This is a genomic window from Streptomyces sp. NBC_00178, assembly GCF_036206005.1.
GTDB lineage: Bacteria > Actinomycetota > Actinomycetes > Streptomycetales > Streptomycetaceae > Streptomyces.
Genome location: NZ_CP108143.1, coordinates 1,398,475 through 1,417,025 on the forward strand (window position 1 = coordinate 1,398,475; position 18,551 = coordinate 1,417,025).

Annotated in this window: 17 protein-coding genes; 5 read left to right on the forward strand and 12 right to left on the reverse strand. The window is 70.9% G+C overall.

The window, feature by feature from the left end:
• The first annotated feature begins 32 nt into the window (after nt 1–32).
• A complete protein-coding gene (locus OHT61_RS05920; RefSeq protein ID WP_329035673.1) occupies nt 33–236 on the forward strand; it encodes a DUF1918 domain-containing protein in 204 nt (67 codons plus the stop codon).
• A 72-nt stretch (nt 237–308) separates the two neighbouring features.
• Here OHT61_RS05920 and OHT61_RS05925 read toward each other — a convergent pair whose 3' ends face one another.
• The gene (locus tag OHT61_RS05925; RefSeq protein ID WP_329035675.1) at nt 309–1,586 is read right to left on the reverse strand and encodes a glycoside hydrolase family 10 protein; all 1,278 of its coding nucleotides are present in this window, start codon (nt 1,584–1,586) and stop codon (nt 309–311) included.
• A 197-nt stretch (nt 1,587–1,783) separates the two neighbouring features.
• On the opposite strand from OHT61_RS05925, the gene OHT61_RS05930 reads away from it, so the two are divergent.
• A complete protein-coding gene (locus OHT61_RS05930) occupies nt 1,784–2,641 on the forward strand; it encodes a 3-hydroxybutyryl-CoA dehydrogenase (RefSeq protein WP_329035677.1) in 858 nt (285 codons plus the stop codon).
• Between the two features lie 393 nt (nt 2,642–3,034).
• Here the strand turns inward: OHT61_RS05930 and OHT61_RS05935 are convergent, their stop codons facing one another.
• Nucleotides 3,035–3,406: a hypothetical protein gene (locus tag OHT61_RS05935; protein WP_329035680.1), complete on the reverse strand. Its 372-nt coding sequence runs from the start codon at nt 3,404–3,406 to the stop codon at nt 3,035–3,037.
• Nucleotides 3,407–4,139: 733 nt separating this feature from the next.
• Between OHT61_RS05935 and OHT61_RS05940 the strand changes: the two genes are divergently transcribed.
• Entirely contained in the window at nt 4,140–5,720 is a 1,581-nt protein-coding gene (locus tag OHT61_RS05940; RefSeq protein WP_329035681.1) for an ABC transporter substrate-binding protein, read from the forward strand.
• A gap of 161 nt (nt 5,721–5,881) precedes the next feature.
• Nucleotides 5,882–6,643 carry an isocitrate lyase/PEP mutase family protein gene (locus OHT61_RS05945; RefSeq protein WP_329035683.1) on the forward strand — a complete coding sequence of 254 codons (762 nt, stop codon included), beginning with the start codon at nt 5,882–5,884 and terminating at the stop codon, nt 6,641–6,643.
• Between the two features lie 252 nt (nt 6,644–6,895).
• Here the strand turns inward: OHT61_RS05945 and OHT61_RS05950 are convergent, their stop codons facing one another.
• The 9 genes from OHT61_RS05950 to infC form a co-directional block, all read right to left on the reverse strand.
• Nucleotides 6,896–7,426, reverse strand: coding sequence for an NUDIX hydrolase (locus OHT61_RS05950; RefSeq protein ID WP_329035684.1), 531 nt, complete (start codon nt 7,424–7,426; stop codon nt 6,896–6,898).
• Between the two features lie 87 nt (nt 7,427–7,513).
• On the reverse strand, nt 7,514–8,854 hold the full coding sequence (locus OHT61_RS05955; protein ID WP_329035686.1) for a transcriptional regulator: 1,341 nt from the start codon (nt 8,852–8,854) through the stop codon (nt 7,514–7,516).
• Between the two features lie 534 nt (nt 8,855–9,388).
• Nucleotides 9,389–11,899, reverse strand: coding sequence for a phenylalanine--tRNA ligase subunit beta (gene pheT, locus OHT61_RS05960; protein ID WP_329035687.1), 2,511 nt, complete (start codon nt 11,897–11,899; stop codon nt 9,389–9,391).
• Nucleotides 11,899–13,026, reverse strand: a complete 1,128-nt coding sequence (pheS, locus tag OHT61_RS05965) for a phenylalanine--tRNA ligase subunit alpha (RefSeq protein ID WP_329035688.1) — start codon at nt 13,024–13,026, stop codon at nt 11,899–11,901. Before pheS ends, pheT begins: the two co-directional genes overlap by 1 nt.
• A 144-nt stretch (nt 13,027–13,170) precedes the next feature.
• Nucleotides 13,171–14,334: a sensor histidine kinase gene (locus OHT61_RS05970; protein WP_329035690.1), complete on the reverse strand. Its 1,164-nt coding sequence runs from the start codon at nt 14,332–14,334 to the stop codon at nt 13,171–13,173.
• A gap of 144 nt (nt 14,335–14,478) precedes the next feature.
• A complete protein-coding gene (locus tag OHT61_RS05975) occupies nt 14,479–15,318 on the reverse strand; it encodes a TrmH family RNA methyltransferase (protein WP_329035692.1) in 840 nt (279 codons plus the stop codon).
• Nucleotides 15,319–15,480: 162 nt separating this feature from the next.
• Nucleotides 15,481–15,864, reverse strand: coding sequence for a 50S ribosomal protein L20 (gene rplT / locus OHT61_RS05980; protein ID WP_007457565.1), 384 nt, complete (start codon nt 15,862–15,864; stop codon nt 15,481–15,483).
• Nucleotides 15,865–15,978: 114 nt separating this feature from the next.
• Nucleotides 15,979–16,173: a 50S ribosomal protein L35 gene (gene rpmI / locus OHT61_RS05985; RefSeq protein ID WP_030918579.1), complete on the reverse strand. Its 195-nt coding sequence runs from the start codon at nt 16,171–16,173 to the stop codon at nt 15,979–15,981.
• Between the two features lie 120 nt (nt 16,174–16,293).
• Entirely contained in the window at nt 16,294–17,001 is a 708-nt protein-coding gene (gene infC / locus OHT61_RS05990) for a translation initiation factor IF-3 (protein ID WP_329035694.1), read from the reverse strand.
• A 337-nt stretch (nt 17,002–17,338) separates the two neighbouring features.
• Here infC and OHT61_RS05995 point away from each other — a divergent pair, with 337 nt between their 5' ends.
• The gene (locus OHT61_RS05995; RefSeq protein ID WP_329035697.1) at nt 17,339–17,704 is read left to right on the forward strand and encodes a DUF1844 domain-containing protein; all 366 of its coding nucleotides are present in this window, start codon (nt 17,339–17,341) and stop codon (nt 17,702–17,704) included.
• A 73-nt stretch (nt 17,705–17,777) separates the two neighbouring features.
• Here OHT61_RS05995 and OHT61_RS06000 read toward each other — a convergent pair whose 3' ends face one another.
• Nucleotides 17,778–18,506, reverse strand: coding sequence for an SseB family protein (locus OHT61_RS06000; RefSeq protein ID WP_329035700.1), 729 nt, complete (start codon nt 18,504–18,506; stop codon nt 17,778–17,780).
• Nucleotides 18,507–18,551: the final 45 nt, after the last annotated feature.

Here is an 18,551-nt window from a genome sequence, read left to right on the forward strand (position 1 = left end):
AAGGAAAGCCATCCGTGAGGAGGTCACTCCCGATGGAGGCACATGAGGGCGACCGGCTGCTGACGCACGGCAGGACCGTGGGACAGCACGACCGGGTCGCAGAGATCGTCGAGGTGCTCGGTGACGGCGGCGGCCCCCCGTACCGGCTGCGCTTCGAGGACGGGCACGAGTCGATCAGGTCCCCGGGACCCGACAGCGTCGTACAGCACGCGACTCCGGAGGACCGGGACAGGTAGGACGCGCGTGCGCCGGGGGCACGAGTGGCCCGCGGCGCACGCGCCGGACGGCCGCGCGGTCCGCGCGCCGGGTCAGCGCCGCGCGGTCCGCGCGCCGTGTCGGCGCGGCGCGCGGGCCCGCGTCGCGTAGTGGTCGGCCACCACCCGGGCCATGGCCCCGATGCGGTCCGCCTTCACGTGCTTGGCGGAGAAGTAGACGTGCCCGCCCACCTCCGGGTGACCGGCCGCGAGGTCCAGGTGCCGCGAGAGTTCGGCCGGGTCCTGCCAGGCGGCGGGCTGCGCGGGGTCACCGGCCTTGTGCAGGGCCTCCCCCACGTAGAGGTCCACCCCCGTGCCCTCGACCGTCCCGGCCCACCACGACAGCAGCTTCGCGTAGTCGGCGGCGGCGTAGCCGATGTTCCAGTAGATCTGCGGGCAGATGTAGTCGATCCAGCCCTCCTCGACCCACTTGCGGGTGTCGGCGTGCAGATCGTCGTACGTCTGCACACCCGCCGCCGTGTCGGAGCCGGCCGGGTCGGTCGAGGCGTTGCGCCACACGCCGAAGGGACTGATCCCGAACCGTGTACCGCTCCTGACCTCCTTGATCCGCGCGGCGGTCTCGCGCACCAGCCGGTCGGTGTTGTCGCGGCGCCAGGCGTCCTTGTCGGTGAAGTCCCCGCCGTGCTCCGCGAACGCGTCGTCGTCGTCGAAGTCCTGGCCGGCCACCGGATAGGGGTAGAAGTAGTCGTCCCAGTGCACCGCGTCGATCGCGTAGCGGCTGACCGCGTCGAGCATCGCGTCCTGGACGAACGTGCGGACCTCGGGCAGTCCCGGGTTGTAGTAGAGCTTCCCGCCGTACGGAAGAACCCATTCCGGGTGAATCCTCGCCGGGTGGGTGGCGACCAGTTTCGAGGGGTCCGTGTGGTTGGCCACCCGGTAGGGGTTGAACCAGGCGTGCAGTTCCAGACCGCGCGCGTGCGCCTCACGCACCGCCGTCCCCAGCGGGTCCCAGCCCGGATCCTTGCCCTGGACGCCCGTGAGGCACTCGGCCCACGGCTCGAACGACGACGGCCACAGCGCGTCGGCGGTCGGCCGGACCTGGAGGACGACGGTGTTCAGCTTCAGGTCCACCGCCCGGTCCAGATGAGCGATCAGCTCCGCCTCCTGGGCGGCCGCGCTCAGACCGGTCGCCGAGGGCCAGTCGATGTTCGCGACCGTGGCGATCCACACCCCGCGCATCTCCCCCTCGCCTGCCCTGCGGTGCCGGCCGGCACCCGGCCGGGGCACGGCGACGGCATCACCCGCGGTCATCAGCGCGGCCACCGTGCTCACCGCACCCATCACGAACGACCTACGGCCCAAACGACTCATGTATGCACCTTCCGCTTCTCTGTTCCCTTTTGTCACGTCCGGAGTGCGTGACACAGATCATGCCTGCCCCGATTCCGTGAGACCCGCAGCTCACCGGAGCCTCGTCGCGGAGTAACGTCGTGGGGTCGAGGCGGACACCGGAATCAAACGGGAACTGCCACACGAAGATCAGCGAAAGGCACGAGGTGACGGACTCTATGGCCGACATTGCACGCGTCGGAGTGGTGGGCTGTGGCCAGATGGGCGCAGGCATCGCGGAGGTGTGTGCCCGCAGCGGCCTCGAGGTCAAGGTGGCCGAGACCACCGGCGAGGCCCTGGAGATAGGGCGTACCCGCCTGCACAACTCCCTTTCCAAGGCCGCCGAACGCGGCAAGATCACCGCTGAGGAGCGGGACGAGACCCTCGCCCGCCTCAGCTTCACCACCGACCTCGGCGAATTCGCGGACCGTGATCTCGTGATCGAGGCCGTCGTGGAGAACGAGCAGGTCAAGACCGAGATCTTCCAGGTACTCGATCAGGTGGTGACCCGTCCGGACGCCATTCTCGCCTCGAACACCTCGTCCATCCCGCTGGTGAAGCTGGCCGTGGCCACCTCGCGCCCGGACCAGGTCATCGGCATCCACTTCTTCAACCCGGCCCCGGTGCAGCGGCTCGTCGAGCTGATCCCCGCGCTGACGACGTCCGACGAGACCATAAAGCGTGCGGAGGCGGTCGTGCAGAACGTGCTCGACAAGCACGCGATCCGCGCCCAGGACAGGTCCGGCTTCGTCGTCAACGCCCTGCTGATCCCGTATCTGCTCTCCGCGATCCGGATGTTCGAGTCGGGCATCGCCAGCCGCGAGGACATCGACAACGGCATGGAGATGGGCTGCGCCCACCCGATGGGCCCGCTCAAACTCGCCGACCTGATCGGCCTGGACACCGTGGCCTCGGTCGCCGACTCGATGTACGCGGAGTACAAGGAGCCGCTGTACGCCGCTCCCCCGCTGCTCCAGCGCATGGTCGACGCGGGCCGGCTCGGCCGCAAGACGGGGTCGGGGTTCTACCCGTACTAGCAAGTGCGGCCGGGCCACCGAGTGGCGCCGTTCCGGAGTGAGTCCATCCGGAACGGCGCCCCGGCGGCGCGGCCGTCGGACCGCTCTCGCGACACCCGCCGGCCGGCGTCGTCATGGACGCCCGTGCGGACCTCACCGGCCTGCCGGGCTTGCGCACGGCCGGCAGGCCGCGCACGGCGCGGCCGGACCGATGACGCTCGCGCCGCCCACGGCGCCGGTCCGGTTCCGGCGTCGGCCCCTGTGACGATCCCCAGGCGTGCAGACAGGTCCCACCCGCGCTGCGGTGCCCAGGGCGATGCGTCCGGTGCGGTGTCAGCGGCGCTTCCGTCCAGGACCACGGATGCCCCGCGCGAAGCGGCAAGGTCGACATAGCGGATGGCACGCGCTGCGGAGTCAGGCGTCGTTCATCAGAGCGGTCAGCTCGGCGTCGGTGGCCTCGGGCCCGAGCCGGACGTCGAAGGTGTAGCCCTCGTCGCAGAAGATCAGGTCGAGGTCCGCCGGAGCGAGCCTGCGGAAGGTGGTCGCCAGGCGGACGGCGTCCTCGTGACGAACGTCCAGGTACAGGCAGGTCCCGTCCTGATGCAGATACGCCTCGCCCGGACCCTTCCCGGTCTCGAAGCGCCAGCAGCCGCTTCGCGCCTCGCCTCGGTGCGCCGCGTCGGCCTCGGCGTCCGGCCACCGGGACCGGATCGCCGCAGTGAGCGCATCGCGGTCGACCCGCCATCCGCGCGCCCCACCGTCGACCAGCACCAGGTACTGCGCCATGCCGGGTATCCCATCACACGGCTCCGACACTCGGCCCCGCGCCGTCGGGCCGGGGCCGGAAAGGCTCCGTGTTCCGAGGCAAATCGAAAGCATGGCGGCCGACGGTTGTGAACGTCCCGTCATATCGCTTGCCTGCCTGGTGAATTACGTGCCCCTGCGACGCCGGGCACCCCTGGACCGGGTCGAGAGGCAGGCATCCCACTACGGCGCCGAAGTCCGCGGGGAACCGGCCGCACCGCGTCGCGCGCGAGCCGGCAGCGCCGGTGCCGCCGGGCCTGAGCCGTCCCCGGCTCCGGTCGCGGCCGCGGGCCCGCTCGCGCTCCCTCCCCCGCTCGCCCGCCCCCGCGCGGACGGCAACAGCGGCGGCGGCAGCGGCGTGGGCGAGGACCCTGGCAACGGCGGGACCCGGAGGGCACCTCCGGAATCCGGAGCGGTTAATCCCCATAACTCCCTTACGGCAGCGTCTGCCTGGATGCATCTGACGGCCACTCAAACATTGACAGTGCACTCACATCCCTCATAAAATTGATACATCAAGCGTTTTCTGTGTGTACGAACTCCAGGGGCGGCCACGTTCGACCGCGTCGAACCATCAGGACGCAACCACGTGTTCACTTGTACGCCCAATTTCTGAGCATCAGGTCAGTCGATAGCACTGCCGCTATGTCGACACGCTGACCCACCACCGTGCGTGCCAGGTACGCGGCCGCATCGATTACTGGAGAAACTTCCCATGAACCGCAAACTTCTGGTGCTTGCAGCTGCGGTCAGCCTGCTTCCTCCGACTCTTTCCGCCTGCGGAAAAGAGGAGAGCGTGTCCATAGTCGTCGCCACGACCGACCAATTCGTCGCCACCGAGGACGCCCCGGCGCCACTCGACCCCGCGTACACATATGACACCAGCACCTGGAACCTGCTGCGGCAGACGATGCAGACTTTGATGATTCAGCCCAAGGGTCAGGGCGAACCGGTTCCGGAAGCCGCCGAGAAATGCCTCTTCACCGATAAGGGGAATGAACGATTCGACTGCAAGCTGCGCGAGGGCCTGCAATTCTCCGATGGCACCCCGATCACTGCCACCGACGTGAAGAATTCCATCGAACGTTCCCTCGCCATCAACGCCGACACGGGTGTCGCCGCCCTGCTGAACACCATCGACACGATCGAGACCAAGGGTAGTCGCGAGGTCATCTTCCATCTCAAGACGGCCGATGCCACTTTCCCCTACAAGCTCACCACGCCCGTCGCGAGCATCGTCAACCCAAAGAAATACGACAAGAAGAACCTGCGTGACGGGTTCGAGGTCGACGGCTCCGGCCCCTACACCTTCAAGGCCGACGTCCGGGACAACGCGATCACCGACGTCACCTACGCGAAGAACCCCCGCTATCGCGGAAGCCTGAAAGTGAACAACGACCAGGTGGTCCTGCGCGTCCACAAGGACTCCGAGGCCATGGGCGCCGCGATCGACAGCGGCAAGGTCGATGTCATGGTCCGCACGATGTCGCCGTCACAGATCGACGCGCTGGACACCGGCACCGACAAGAACGCCGAACTCGTGGACCTTCCCGGCCTGGAGATCCGCTACCTCGCTTTCAACACCGCAGCGCCGACCGTGAAGTCCAAAGCGGTCCGCCAGGCGATCGCCCAGGTCATCGACCGCGACGAACTGGTCGCCGCCGTCTACAGCGTGCAAGCCGATGCGCTGTACTCACTCGTCCCGGCGTTCGTCACCGGTCACACCAACTCGTTCTTCAACAAGTACGGAGAGCCGAGTGACGCCAAGGCGAAATCCCTGCTGACCGATGCCGGGGTCGGTCTTCCGCTGAAGTTGAAGCTGCATTACACGACGGATCACTACGGATCGGCCACCAAGCAGGAGTTCGAGGTCCTGCGCAAGCAGCTCAACGACAGCGGCCTGTTCCAGGTCACCATTCAGGGCCACCCCTGGGCGACCTTCAGACCGGCCGAGCAGAAGGGCGAGTACGACGTCTTCGGCATGGGCTGGTTCCCGGACTTCCCGGACGCCGACAACTTCGTCGCCCCCTTCCTCGACAAGAACAACTTCCTCGGCCTGCCCTACTCGAACACGACCATCCAGCACACGCTGATCCCGCGGACCCGACGTGAGGCGGACCGGGCGTCGGCCATGGCGCCCCTGGCCGAGATCCAGGACACGGTCGCCGAGGACGTCCCCATCCTTCCCCTCTGGCAGGGCAAGCAGTACGTCGCCGCACGACGTGACGTCACCGGCATCGCCTACGCCATCAACTCCTCCTCGGTGCTCCAGCTCTGGGAGCTCGGCCGCGGCTGAACCGGGCAGCGCCATCCCGCGGGCCGCCGGATCCCTCGCCGGAGCGGGCACCCGCCCGCCCGGCGACGGCGGATGCGGCGGCCCGCGGGATGTGTGCGCCGGCCCGGAGCCGGCGCCCCTCCCCCACCGGGGAGTGGGACCGCGGAGGTAGCGTGTTCGACATGAACCTTCGTACCACCGTTGAGCGCGCTCAACTCTTCAAGAAGCTGCACGCCGAGCGCAGCCCGCTCGTGCTGCCGACCGTCTGGGACGTCTGGTCGGCGCGGACGGCGGTCGACGCCGGATTCCCGGCGCTGACCATCGGAAGCCACCCGCTCGCCGACTCCCGTGGTGCCGCCGACCACGAGGGGCAGACCTTCGCGGAGGTCCTCGACGCGGTGAGGCCCATCATCGCGGCGGTCGACGTTCCCGTCTCCGTGGACCTGGAGGCCGGATACGGTCAGGACCCCGCGGACCTGATCGCGGGCCTCACCGACGCCGGAGGCGTCGGCCTGAACATCGAGGACACCGTGCACTCCGAGGGCGGGCGCGTGCGCAGCACGCAGGAGCACGCGAGCTACGTCGGCGCCCTGCGCGCGGCGGCCGACGACGCGGGGGTCCCGGTCTGGATCAACGGGCGTACCGACCTCTTCCTGCACGCGGAGGACTCCTCCTCCGTCCTCGACGAGGCGATCGAGCGGCTGCGTGCCCTGGAGCAGGCGGGCGCCGACAGCGTCTACCCGGTGACCATCCAGGACGACGACGACCTGCTCGCAGCGGTGACGGGTGCCCTCAGCGTTCCCGTGAACTCGACGGCCCACCCGGTCAAGCACGACCTCGACCGCTTCCGCCGCCTCGGCGTCGGCCGGATCACCTACGGCCCTCTCCTGCAGTTCGCGATGACGGATGCCATGAGGGACATGCTCAAGCCGTGGGCGCTCTGACAACCGCCTGCACGGCATCGCGGCGGGGCCTCCAAGGGGCCTGCCCAGCCACGGTGCTCGCGCCCGGGGCCTGATCCCCGGGCCGTGGTGCGCTGCTACGGGCCGTCAGGCCGGCCGTGGCCCCACGGTGTGGACCGTGCGGGCCGCGGCCGGGGTGCGTACACCGGCCCCCACTTCCCGCCCGAACGTCTGAGCACCTCCCCGTGCGGCGGGCCGGCCTGTCCGGTCGTCCCGCCACACGGGAACACGCCGTCAGCCCTGCAGCATGTGATGGAGCATCAGCAGCCCGGCCGCCGTGTTGGCCGCCGGGATCTCACCGCGCGCGATCATGTCGGGCACGAGCTTGAGCGGGACCCACTCGCGGCGCGAGGACTCGAAGTCGTCCGCCGGATGCCCGGTGTACGTCGCCTCGCGCGACCAGAAGAGATGGTGCCGGGCGTCGATGAGGCCGTTGGCCGGCTCCACCGTCATCAGCGGGAGCAGTTCGCCGGGGCGCCAGCCGGTCTCCTCCTCCATCTCCCGTGCGGCAGCGGCTGCCACGTCCTCGCCGTCCTCGACCACACCTGCGGCGAACTCCCAGCCCCAGCTGTCGGTGATGAACCGGTGCCGCCACAGGAGCAGGACCTCGTTCGCCTCGTTGACGGCCGTCGCCGCGGCGACGGCGCGGAGCCGGATGAGGAAGTGGTCCAGGTGCCGGCCGTCGGGGAGTTCGACATCCGCCAGATTGACCCGGAACCAGCGGTTCTCATATACGGTCTGTTCGTTTAAGTTCGCCCACTGCACAGTTCTGCCACCTTTCGACTGGTCGATGGCAACATCGCAGCAGGATCCGCCTCGCAGGGGAACGTGCGGAGGCGCCGGGTGCACGGCTCACAGGGGCACGCGCAGCGTCCCTTCGATGACACCGGCCGCCGCTTCGGCCTCGGCGCTGCCGCTCGCGGCCAGATGGTCACGGACGGAACGCATCCGGTCCCGCAACCGCTGCGAATCCATGCCCCGGGCGCGTTCCGCCATCTCGCACGCGGTACCGGCCGCCCTGTCCGCCTCGCCCTGCAGCAGTTCCAGGTGGCTGAGCATGGCCAGCCGGTGCACCGTCCCGCGGTCGTGCGCCGGGGAGCGTACGGCCGCGGCGGCGTGCTCCCGGGCTCCGGCGACGTCTCCCAGGTTCAGCAGCGCCTCGGCCACCTGGACGTTGACCAGGCCCGGCTGGACGTATCCCGTCTCCTCGGGCTCGCTGCCCGTGCCGATGCGGTCCGCCTCGGCCTCGGCCCGGCGGATGCACTCCAGGGAGCCGCGGTGGTCGCCCAGTTGCGCGTAGGCCTTGGCCTGCATGGCGTGCAGGTCGGCGGCGAGTGCCGGGGTGATGTGCGGTCCCGCCGCCCTCAGGGCCGCCTCGGCGAAGGCGACGGACCGGCGGAAGTCGGCCAGGTACAGCGCCTGGTTCACGAGCAGCGCGATGACGTAGCCGCCAAGGCCGCGGTCCCCGCTGGCCTTGGCCAGGCGCAGGGCCTGGTGGAAGTAGCGCTGCGCTAGCCCGTGGGCGTCCGAGTCGTACGCGCAGATGCCGGCGACGGCCACCAGTCCGGCGGTCGCGCGGTGCAGTTGACGGCCGGTCGCGTCGCTGTAACCGCCGCGCAGCAGCGGAGCGGTCTCGGCGTTGAGGAATCCGACGACCCGGGACCTGGTCGCCATGCCTCCCGCTTTCCGGTACATCTGTTCGTAGTGGGCGCGGGCGGCCCGGAGCATCGCTATGTCGGCCATGCTCACCCGTGAGGGACCGGGACGGGACACGTCCGTGTCCTCGGGCGGGTTCTCCCACTCCCAGACAGGCATCACCGCCGTGGTGCCCGTGACGGCCGGCACGGCGGCGAGGTCCGGGCGCTGCTGGTCGTCGGAGCGCCACAGGGCGGTCGCGTGCTCGACGAAGCCCGGCAGCCCGCCGCCGTGGGCCGCGCTGTGCGCCCCCAGGACGCCCATGCCGATGTCGTCGAGGGTGACCGACCGGTGCAGCCTGCGGCCGAGGACCTCGCACAGCAGGTCGGGGACCTGTCCGCGCGGGCGCTGGCCCTTGAGCCAGCGGGCGACCGCCGTGTGTTCGTACCGCAGGGTCAGCCCGCGGGCGCGGCCGGCCTGGTTGACGTGTCCGGCGAGTCCCGCACGGGACACACCCGCCTCGTCGATCAGGGTTTCGAGCAGGACGTTGGGCTCCATTGCCCCCCCATGTGCGTGTCGCGACGAGCCTAAGGGATGTCCCGTCGTCCCTGGCGGGCGTGCGACGACGGCCACGGCGCCTCGCCGCGTCGCCGGCGTCCGGACACGTCCCGTACGCGGACGTCCCCGCGCCGTGCGATGCGCCGTGTGGGACGCCGCCCGCCGATCCGTCACGAGCGACGGGGCATCCCTCAGTGGTCATCCCTCAGTGGAGCACGATTCACACGGGGTGTGAACGGAATGCCCGAAGGGTCCGGCTGTGCACTCTGCCGCGCCGGGTCACCGCTCGCTTGAATAAGTGCCTCGCAAGAGGCGGCCGGGTCGTCGGCTCCCCCTCGTACAGTTCGACGACCCGCACCCGCGCCGTTCGTCCCGCCGGCCTGCCCGACACTCCGTGGCGGAACGGACGGCGCCGGACCGTACAGGCCCACTGCCCCGATGACAGCCGGGTTCGTGTGCGGTCACCGGGCCGTCCGCGAGAACGGGGAGAGGGGCGTGTCCGGTGGCCGGACACGCCCCTCTCCCCACGCGTGCCTAGGCGCCGCGCAGCACCGCGCCGGTGCGCTCGGCGGCCAGGGCGACCGCCGTGTCACGGGCCGCGGAGGCCTCCTCGACGGTGAGCGTGCGGTCGGGGGCACGGAACCGCAGCGCGTACGCCAGCGACTTGTGGCCCTCACCGATCTGCTCGCCGGTGAACACGTCGAACAGACGCAGCGATTCGAGCAGGTCGCCGGCGCCCTCGCGCAGGGCCTTCTCGACCACGTCGGCGGACACGTCCTCGGCGACGACGAGGGCGACGTCCTGGGTCGCCACCGGGAAGGTGGAGATCCGGGGAGCCTGGAGCGCGCCGTCGACGGCCTGCTCCAGGACGTCGAGTTCGACCTCCATGGCACAGGTCCGCTCGGGCAGGTGGAGCTCCTTGACGACGCGCGGGTGCAGTTCGCCCGCGTGCCCGAAGAGCGTCTCCCGGCCGTCGACCGTGACGTACAGGGCCGCGCAGCGGCCGGGGTGCCACGGGGCGTGGCGGTCGGCGCGGACCGTCACCTCGACGCCCGCCTCGCGGGCGATCGTGCGCGCCGCCTCGACGGAGTCGGCCCAGCCGGACGGGCGGCCCTCGCCCCACCAGCCGGCCTGCTCGCGGGCGCCCGCGAGGACGACGGCGGCACGGCGGGGCTGGCGCGGCAGCGTGGCGTCCAGTCCGGCGATCTCCTCGTCGGTGGGCCGGCGGTCGACGGGCAGCCGGACGGCCTTCGTCTCCTCGCCGGTGGGCCGGAAGACCAGCCCCGTCTCGAAGAGCGCCAGGTCGTGGCTGCCACGGCCGTCGTTGCGCCGCAGTGCGCCGAGCAGTCCCGGCAGCAGCGTGGTGCGCAGCGCCGGCTCCTCGTCGGAGATCGGGTTGACGAGGTCGACCGTGCGGCGGCGGGCGTCGTCCTCTTCCAGGCCGAGCTGGTCGAGGACGGCCTGCCCGATGAACGGGTAGTTCAGCGCCTCGACGTAACCGGCGCCGGCGAGGGCCCGGCCGATGCGGCGGTGCAGCCGCTGGCGGTCGGTGAGCCCGCGTCCCGAGGGCGGCGTCGGCAGGGTGGACGGGAGGTTCTCGTACCCCTCCAGCCGGATGACCTCTTCGGCGAGGTCGTTCGGCGCGGTGAGGTCGGGACGCCAGGACGGCACGGTGACGATCAGCTCGTCCTGCCCGTAGACGTCGCAGCCGACCTCCTGCAGGCGGCGTACGACGGTCTCGCGGCCGTACGCGACCCCCGCCACCCGGTCGGGGTGGCTCGCGGGCATCGCGATGGTGCGGGGCGCGGACGGTGCGGTGATCTCCGTGACCCCCGCCTCGGCCGTACCGCCCGCCAGCAGGACCAGCAGGTCGACGGTGCGCTGCGCGGCAGCGGCGGCGGCCTGCGGGTCGACGCCGCGCTCGAAGCGCTTGGACGCCTCGGAGCTCAGCTTGTGGCGGCGTGCGGTCCGGGCGATGGTGATCGCGTCGAAGTGCGCGGCCTCGATGACGACCTCGGTGGTACCGGCCTCCTCGGCCGTGTCCGCGATCTCCGTGTCGGCGCCGCCCATGACGCCCGCGAGACCGATCGGCCCGCGGTCGTCGGTGATGACCAGGTCCTGGGCGTCCAGGACGCGCTTGGTTCCGTCGAGCGTGGTGAGCTTCTCGCCCTGCTGGGCACGGCGGACGCCGATCGGCCCCTCGACGCGGCCGCGGTCGTAGGCGTGCAGCGGCTGGCCCAGCTCGAGCATCACGTAGTTCGTGATGTCGACCGCGAGCGAGACGGTGCGCATCCCGGCCTTCTGCAGCCTGCGCTGCATCCAGATCGGGGAGCGCGCCTCGGGACGCAGGCCCGTCACGGTGCGGGCGGTGAAGTTGCTGCAGCCGATCGGGTCGGACACCTTCACCGGGTAGCCGTGCGCGTTGGGCGGGGGGACGTCCAGGAGCGCCGGGTCGCGCAGCGGCAGCCCGTACGCGGTGGCCGTCTCGCGGGCGACACCGCGCATCGACAGGCAGTAGCCGCGGTCCGGCGTGACGGCGATGTCGAGGACCTCGTCGACGAGCTCCAGGAGCTCGATCGCGTCGGTGCCGGGCTCGAACTCCGGCGGCAGCACGATGATGCCGTGCGTGCCGTCGTCGCCCATGCCGAGCTCGTCGGTGGAGCAGATCATGCCGTGGGACGTCTTGCCGTACGTCTTGCGCGCGGCGATCGCGAAGTCGCCGGGCAGCACGGCGCCCGGGAGGACCACGACGACCTTGTCGCCGACGGCGAAGTTGCGGGCGCCGCAGACGATCTCCTGCGGTTCGCCGGTTCCGTTGGCGTCGCCGACGTCCACGGTGCAGAAGCGGATGGGCTTCTTGAAGCCCTCCAGCTCCTCGATGGTCAGCACCTGTCCGACGACCAGGGGGCCCTTGAGCCCCGCGCCGGTCTGCTCGACGGCCTCGACCTCGAGGCCGACGCCGACGAGCTTGGTCTGTACGTCACGGCCGGATTCCGTCACCGGCAGGTCGACGTACTCCCGCAGCCAGGAAAGCGGGACGCGCATCAGATCTCCATCCCGAACGGCCGGGTGAACCGGACGTCACCCTCGACCATGTCTCGCATGTCCTCTACGTTGTGGCGGAACATCAGCATCCGCTCGATGCCGAACCCGAAGGCGAATCCGCTGTACTTCTCGGGGTCCACGCCGCAGGCGACGAGCACCTTCGGGTTGACCATGCCGCAGCCGCCGAGCTCGATCCAGCCTTCGCTGCCGCAGGTGCGGCAGGGGCGGTCGGGGTTGCCGACGGACTCGCCGTGGCAGACGTAGCAGACCATGTCCATCTCGGCGGACGGCTCGGTGAACGGGAAGAAGTTCGGCCGCAGCCGGGTGCTCACCTCCGGGCCGAAGAGCGCCTGGACCATGTGGTCGAGGGTGCCCTTGAGGTCGGCCATGGTGAGGCCCTCGTCGACGGCCAGCAGCTCGATCTGGTGGAAGACCGGGGTGTGCGTGGCGTCGAGCTCGTCGGTGCGGTAGACCCGGCCCGGGCAGACCACGTAGACGGGGGGCTTGCGGCTGAGCAGCGAGCGCGCCTGGACGGGTGAGGTGTGCGTCCGCAGCACGACACCGGACTCGTCGTTCCTGGCGCCGTCCGCGCCCTGGACGAAGAAGGTGTCCTGCATCTGGCGTGCCGGGTGGTCCGGCACGAAGTTCAGGGCGTCGAAGTTGAACCACTCCGCCTCGACCTCGGGGCCCTCGGCGATCTCGTAGCCCATGGCCACGAAGACGTCGGCGACGCGCTCCATGATGGTCGTCAGGGGGTGGCGCGCGCCGGCCGGGGTGCGGTCGTAGGGCAGCGTGACGTCCACGGCCTCCTCGACGAGCACCCGGGTGTCACGCTCGGCCTCCAGCTCGGCCTGCCGGGCGGCCAGCGCCTTGGAGACGGCGCCGCGGGCCTGGCCCACGCGCTTGCCGGCCTCGGCCTTGGCCTGCGGGGGCAGCGCCCCGATCTCGCGGTTGGCGAGCGACAGGGGGGAGGTACCACCGGTGTGCGCGGTCTTCGCCTGGGCGAGCGCGTCGAGGTCGCCGGCGGCGGCGAAGGCGGCGAACGCCTCGTCCCGCATGCGCTCGATCTCTTCCGGTTTCAGTGCCTCGACCTCGACTGGGTCGTACGACTTGTTCGGTGCCGACATCTCTTCCCGTGCTTCCGATTGGCTGATACTGCGCTGAACCGGGGACACCCCGGACCTCGCGGTCCCCGCTCGACGACCGAGGGCGCGAAGGTGCCAAAGGTCGAGTCTACGGTCCGCGGGGCGGCGACGGAGCCCGTGGGCGGCTCAGGCCCCCTGGGTCAGGTAGGCCGGCGCGCTCACGGGCAGGATAAATCGGAACTCGGCTCCGCCGCCGGGGCCGCGGGCGACGGTGATCGTGCCGCCGTGCGCCTCGACGATGCCCTTGACGATGTACAGGCCGAGGCCGGTCCCGCCCCGTTTGCTCCCCCGCCAGAACCGGGTGAAGACGCGGGCCATCGACTCCTCGGGGATGCCGGGTCCTTCGTCGCTCACGGTGACTGACGTTCCGCTCTCGTCGCTCTTCGCCGGTGCGGGCGCAGGGGCGATCTCAATGGTGACGGTTCCCTCGCCGTGGCGCACCGCGTTTTCGAGGAGGTTGCCGAGGACCTGGTCGACCTTGTCGGGGTCGGCCCAGAGCATGGGCAGCGGCCGGCGGGTGTGCACGAGGAAGCGGCCGGGCGCCTGGCCGTTCGCGGTGTGCGCCTGGATGTGGCGTTCGACGGCCGCGGAGATGTCCACGGGCTGTCGGCGCAGCTCCAGCCGCCCGGAGTCGATCCGGGAGATGTCGAGGAGTTCGGCGATGAGCCGGGTGACGCGGTTGGCGTCCGCGTCGACGGTCTCCAGCATGAGGCGCTTCTGGTCGTCGGTGAACCGCTCCCACTTGGCCAGCAGGGTCGCGGTGAAGCCCTTGACCGAGGTGAGCGGGGAGCGCAGTTCGTGGGCGACGGTGGCGATCAGTTCGGCGTGGCTGAGCTCGGTGCGGCGCCGGGCCTCGGTGCCGCGCAGCGAGACGACGAGCCGGCGGACGGGCCCGGTGGGGCTCTCCCGCACGTAGCGGGCGGAGACGAGGGCCTCGCGGCCACCGGGCAGCAGCAGGTTCTGCTCGGGCTGGCCGGTGCGGGTGGCGAGCCCGCCGTACGGATCGGTGAGGGTCCACCAGCGGCGCCCCTTGAGGTCCTCGAGGGGCAGGGCCTGCTCCAGCGGCAGGCCGATGGCGGTGGCGGCGGGCGTGGCGGTGATCCGGGCGGCGGCCGCGTTGAAGCAGACGACGCGTCCGGCGCCGTCGGCGACGACGAGGCCGTCGGGCAGGTCGTCCGGACCGATGTCCACGGCGGGGCTCCCGGTGGCCGGGTCCCGCCCGGCTCCGTCGGTCAGGGCGCGCGCGGGGGGCGTGTGCGCCGCTCGCGACCCGCTCGTGCCGACAGCCATATCCCGTACCCCACCTCTCGAACCGGTGCAGTGGGCCCCCGAGTTCGTCACCCTACTAGGCGTCGGCGGACGAGCGACACCCTGCGGGTGCGCACCGGCGTCCGTGGCCGGTATCGAGCGGCCGGGTCCCGGCCGGCGGGGCTCTCAGGCGGTGCGGCGCGGGCGCTGGGCGCGGGCGGATGCGTAGAGGCACACCGCTGCGGCGGTGGCGAGATTGAGGCTCTCGGCCTTGCCGTGGATCGGCACCCTGACCACCGCGTCCGCCAAGGCGCGCGTCTCCTCCGGCAGACCCCAGGCCTCGTTGCCGAACACCCAGGCGGTGGGCCCGCCCATCGTGCCGGCGTCGAGTTCGTCGTCGAGGTCCCTGTCGCCCGCGCCGTCCGCCGCCAGGATGCGCACTCCGGCGTCCCTCAGGCCCTGGACCGCCTGCTCCACGGGGACGCCGACGGCCACCGGGAGGTGGAAGAGGGAGCCGACGGAGGCCCGTACCGACTTGGGGTTGTAGAGGTCGACGGAGGCGTCGGTGAGGACGACGGCGTCCGCCCCGGCGGCGTCGGCGCAGCGCAGGACCGTGCCCGCGTTGCCGGGGTCGCGGACGTTCGCGAGGACGGCGACCAGGGTGGGCTTCGCGGCGAGTACGTCCGCGAAGGGCGAGTCCAGGAAGTGGCAGACGCCGATCAGGCCCTGCGGGGTGACGGTCTGCGAGACGTCGGCGAGCACGTCGGCGTCCGCGAGGCTCACCCGTGCACCTGCCTCGTGGGCGGCGCCGATGATGTCGGCGTACCGCTCGGCCGCCTCGACGGTGGCGAAGAGCTCCGTCAGCGTGGGCCGGCCGTCGCCGCCGCGGTGCGCGGCCGCCTCCCGCACGGCCTGCGGCCCCTCGGCGATGAACCTGCGCTCCTTGCCGCGGAAGTTGCGCCTGGCCAGCCGTCGGGCGGCGGCGATTCGCGGCGATCGCGCGGAGATCAGTTCGGGGGTGCCCATGGTCGGCGGCGAGCCTCTCTGCGTGGTTCGGCTTCTCTGCGTACGGTGCCGCGTGAAGGGCTGACCGCGTACGCGACACGTGGTGGAACGCACCGGACCCGCAGACGGCACACGCCTGCGGGTCCGGCTCGAAACGCTGGAACGTCGGAAGTGCTGCCTGGGTCAGGCGGCCTTCGGGGCGTTGACGTCGCTCGGGAGGGCCTTCTGGGCGACCTCGACGAGGGCGGCGAACGCGTTGGCGTCGTTGACCGCGAGCTCGGCCAGGATCTTGCGGTCCACCTCGATGTTGGCGGCCTTCAGACCCTGGATGAGGCGGTTGTACGTCATGCCGTTCTGGCGGGCGGCCGCGTTGATGCGCTGGATCCAGAGCTGACGGAAGTCGCCCTTGCGCTTCTTGCGGTCGTTGTAGTTGTAGACCAGGGAGTGGGTGACCTGCTCCTTGGCCTTGCGGTACAGGCGCGAACGCTGACCGCGGTAACCCTTGGCGGCCTCGAGGATCGCCCGGCGCTTCTTGTGGGCGTTTACTGCCCGCTTGACGCGTGCCACTTTTAACTCCTTGCAGCGGGGCTGGGAATCACGTTGTCGACTCACCAAGCCCGGAAACGAATTGGTCCCGGTCGGATCGAGGGCGCGCCTCCGGTAGAACCGGAGGACGCGGCCTCACTTGCCGAGAAGCTTCTTGATCTTCTTGGCGTCGGCCGGAGCCACGACGACCGTGCCGGTCAGCGAGCGGGTCTTCTTGGACGACTTGTGCTCGAGCAGGTGGCGCTTGCCGGCCTTCTCACGGAGCACCTTGCCGGAGCCGGTGATCTTGAAGCGCTTGCTGGCACCGCTGTGCGTCTTGTTCTTCGGCATAGCGCCGTTATCTCCTCGTCAGTGGCGCCCCTCGCGGTGCGGGCACCGGAATGCAGGGGCGTCAGATCTTTGGGTGGTTCCCGAGGGACACGGGGGCGCCTGGATGGCGGCCCCCGGAGGTCACGCCTCGGAAGGTGTCTCGGCCGGAGCCTCGGCCGCTGCGGCCGGGGCCTCAGCGGTGTCGCCCTCGGACTCGGCGTCGGGGGTGACCCCCTGGCGCTCCGCCTTGCGGGCGGCCTGGGCCTCACGGGCTTCGGCCATGGCTTCGGTCTTCTTCTTGTGCGGGCCCAGAACCATGATCATGTTCCGGCCGTCCTGCTTCGGGTTCGACTCGATGAAGCCGAGGTCCTCGACGTCCGAAGCGAGACGCTGAAGCAGTCGGAAGCCCAGCTCGGGACGGGACTGCTCACGACCGCGGAACATGATCGTGATCTTGACCTTGTCCCCCTGCTTGAGGAACCGGACGACGTGACCCTTCTTGGTGTCGTAGTCGTGCGGGTCGATCTTCGGCCGGAGCTTCATCTCCTTGATGACCGTGTGCGCCTGGTTCTTGCGCGCCTCACGGGCCTTCATGGCCGACTCGTACTTGAACTTCCCGTAGTCCATGAGCTTGCACACGGGGGGACGGGCTGTCGCCGCCACCTCGACCAGGTCGAGGTCGTACTCCTGTGCGAGCTCCAGGGCCTTGGCAAGCGGAACAATCCCGACCTGCTCGCCGCTGGGACCGACAAGTCGCACCTCGGGAACGCGAATCCGGTCGTTGATGCGGGGCTCGGCGCTGATGGATCCTCCTCGGTAGCACCACGCGACCGCCTGGCGGACAGCCACGTAACGTCTTCTGTGAGACCAACCGAGCCGGGAAAACAGAGAAGCCCCGGACGGGACACAGGCGGGGCTCCTGGAAATACCGGAACACCGCCGCGTCTGGCACGGGGCGCATCGGGCAGCTCCATCGTCCGTACGGAACGATGGTCGCCACCAGACCGGTGACCCGCCATCCGCGAGGACGGTCGGGTGGGAGATCGGAGCCTCCACTTGTGGGCCGAGCACATAGGTGTCCGGCCGGTCGTTACCCAAGGCTAGCAGCCCGGTCGCGCGTGCGCTAATTCGTCCCCCGGCGGCTCCCGCGGGAGGGGCTCGCGCGGTCTGGCCTTATCGTGTGGGCATGAGCGACACGACCTCCCCCAGCACCGACAACCCCGGCTTCGACGACATGGCCCGCGACATCGCGGAGGTCCCCGCCGTCGAGGTGATCGTGACCGTGGCGGTCAATCTGATGAGCGCGGCGGCCGTGAAGCTCGGCCTGACCGAGGAGGGCGAGGAGCACAAGGACCTCGACGAGGCCCGCAAGCTGGTCCACGCGCTGGGCGGGCTGCTCGACGCGAGTGCCACCGAGATCAGCACCTTCCACGCGTCGCCGCTGCGCGACGGCCTGAAGTCGCTCCAGCTCGCCTTCCGTGAGGCGTCCCTCGTGCCGGACGAGCCCGGCCAGGGCCCCGGCGAGAAGTACACGGGCCCCGTCTACGGCTAGATCCGGCGACCCCGCCCTTCGCACGTCACCCCGAGCCCGCCGCCTGTTCCGACAGGCGGCGGGCTCGCGTGCGTCAGCGGGTGAACAGCGGTTCGCCGGGGGCCTCGGCGCCCGCGGGCAGCAGCGCCAGATCGAGCCCGCGCACCAGCCGGGCACGCAGGACCTCGCTCGCGGACAACGCGTCGGCGACGCGGCGCGCCGCCTGGGCCACCACCGCGTCCGGCGCGAGGACCAGCGCGAGGGTGCCGTCGGCCCGCCCGGGGCCCAGGTGCGCGCGGAGCACCGCGGGCTCGGCGGCGACGGCCTCCCGCACGGCGCCGACCACGGCGGGGTCGTCGAGCGGGTCCGTGCTGGTCCGGTTCTCGGCCAGTGCCAGAAGGGCCGGACCGGTCAGCTCGAAGGCGACCGGCCCCGCCAGGTCGAGCACCACGGTGTCGGCCTTCTCGTGCACGGCGGCCTGCAACGCCTGGTGCAGGGGGACGGCGACGGGGCGTGCCTCGGGGTCCCAGAGAGCCAGCGAGGCGGTGGAGGTGAAGGCGGGCAGGGCGCGCCGCTCACCGGCCTGCAGCGTGGGCACGGCCATGTCGCTGGTCTTCTCGCGGCGCAGCCCGTTCCCGTCCTCCTCCACTTCGCCCAGCACGGCGACGACCGGCACGAGGAGCCGGGCGTCGCGGAGGGCAGCGAGGACGGGGCCGACGGCCGTCCGGTCCTCGGCCCAGGCGGCGAGGGCCGCCGTCAGTGCGGGCGAGGCGGTGCCGTCGTCGTCGGAGAAACCGGAGTCCGGGATGTTCTTGAGCGCCACAGGACGAGCCTAGTGGGTCCGTTCCCCCACCTCGGCGACAGGTCG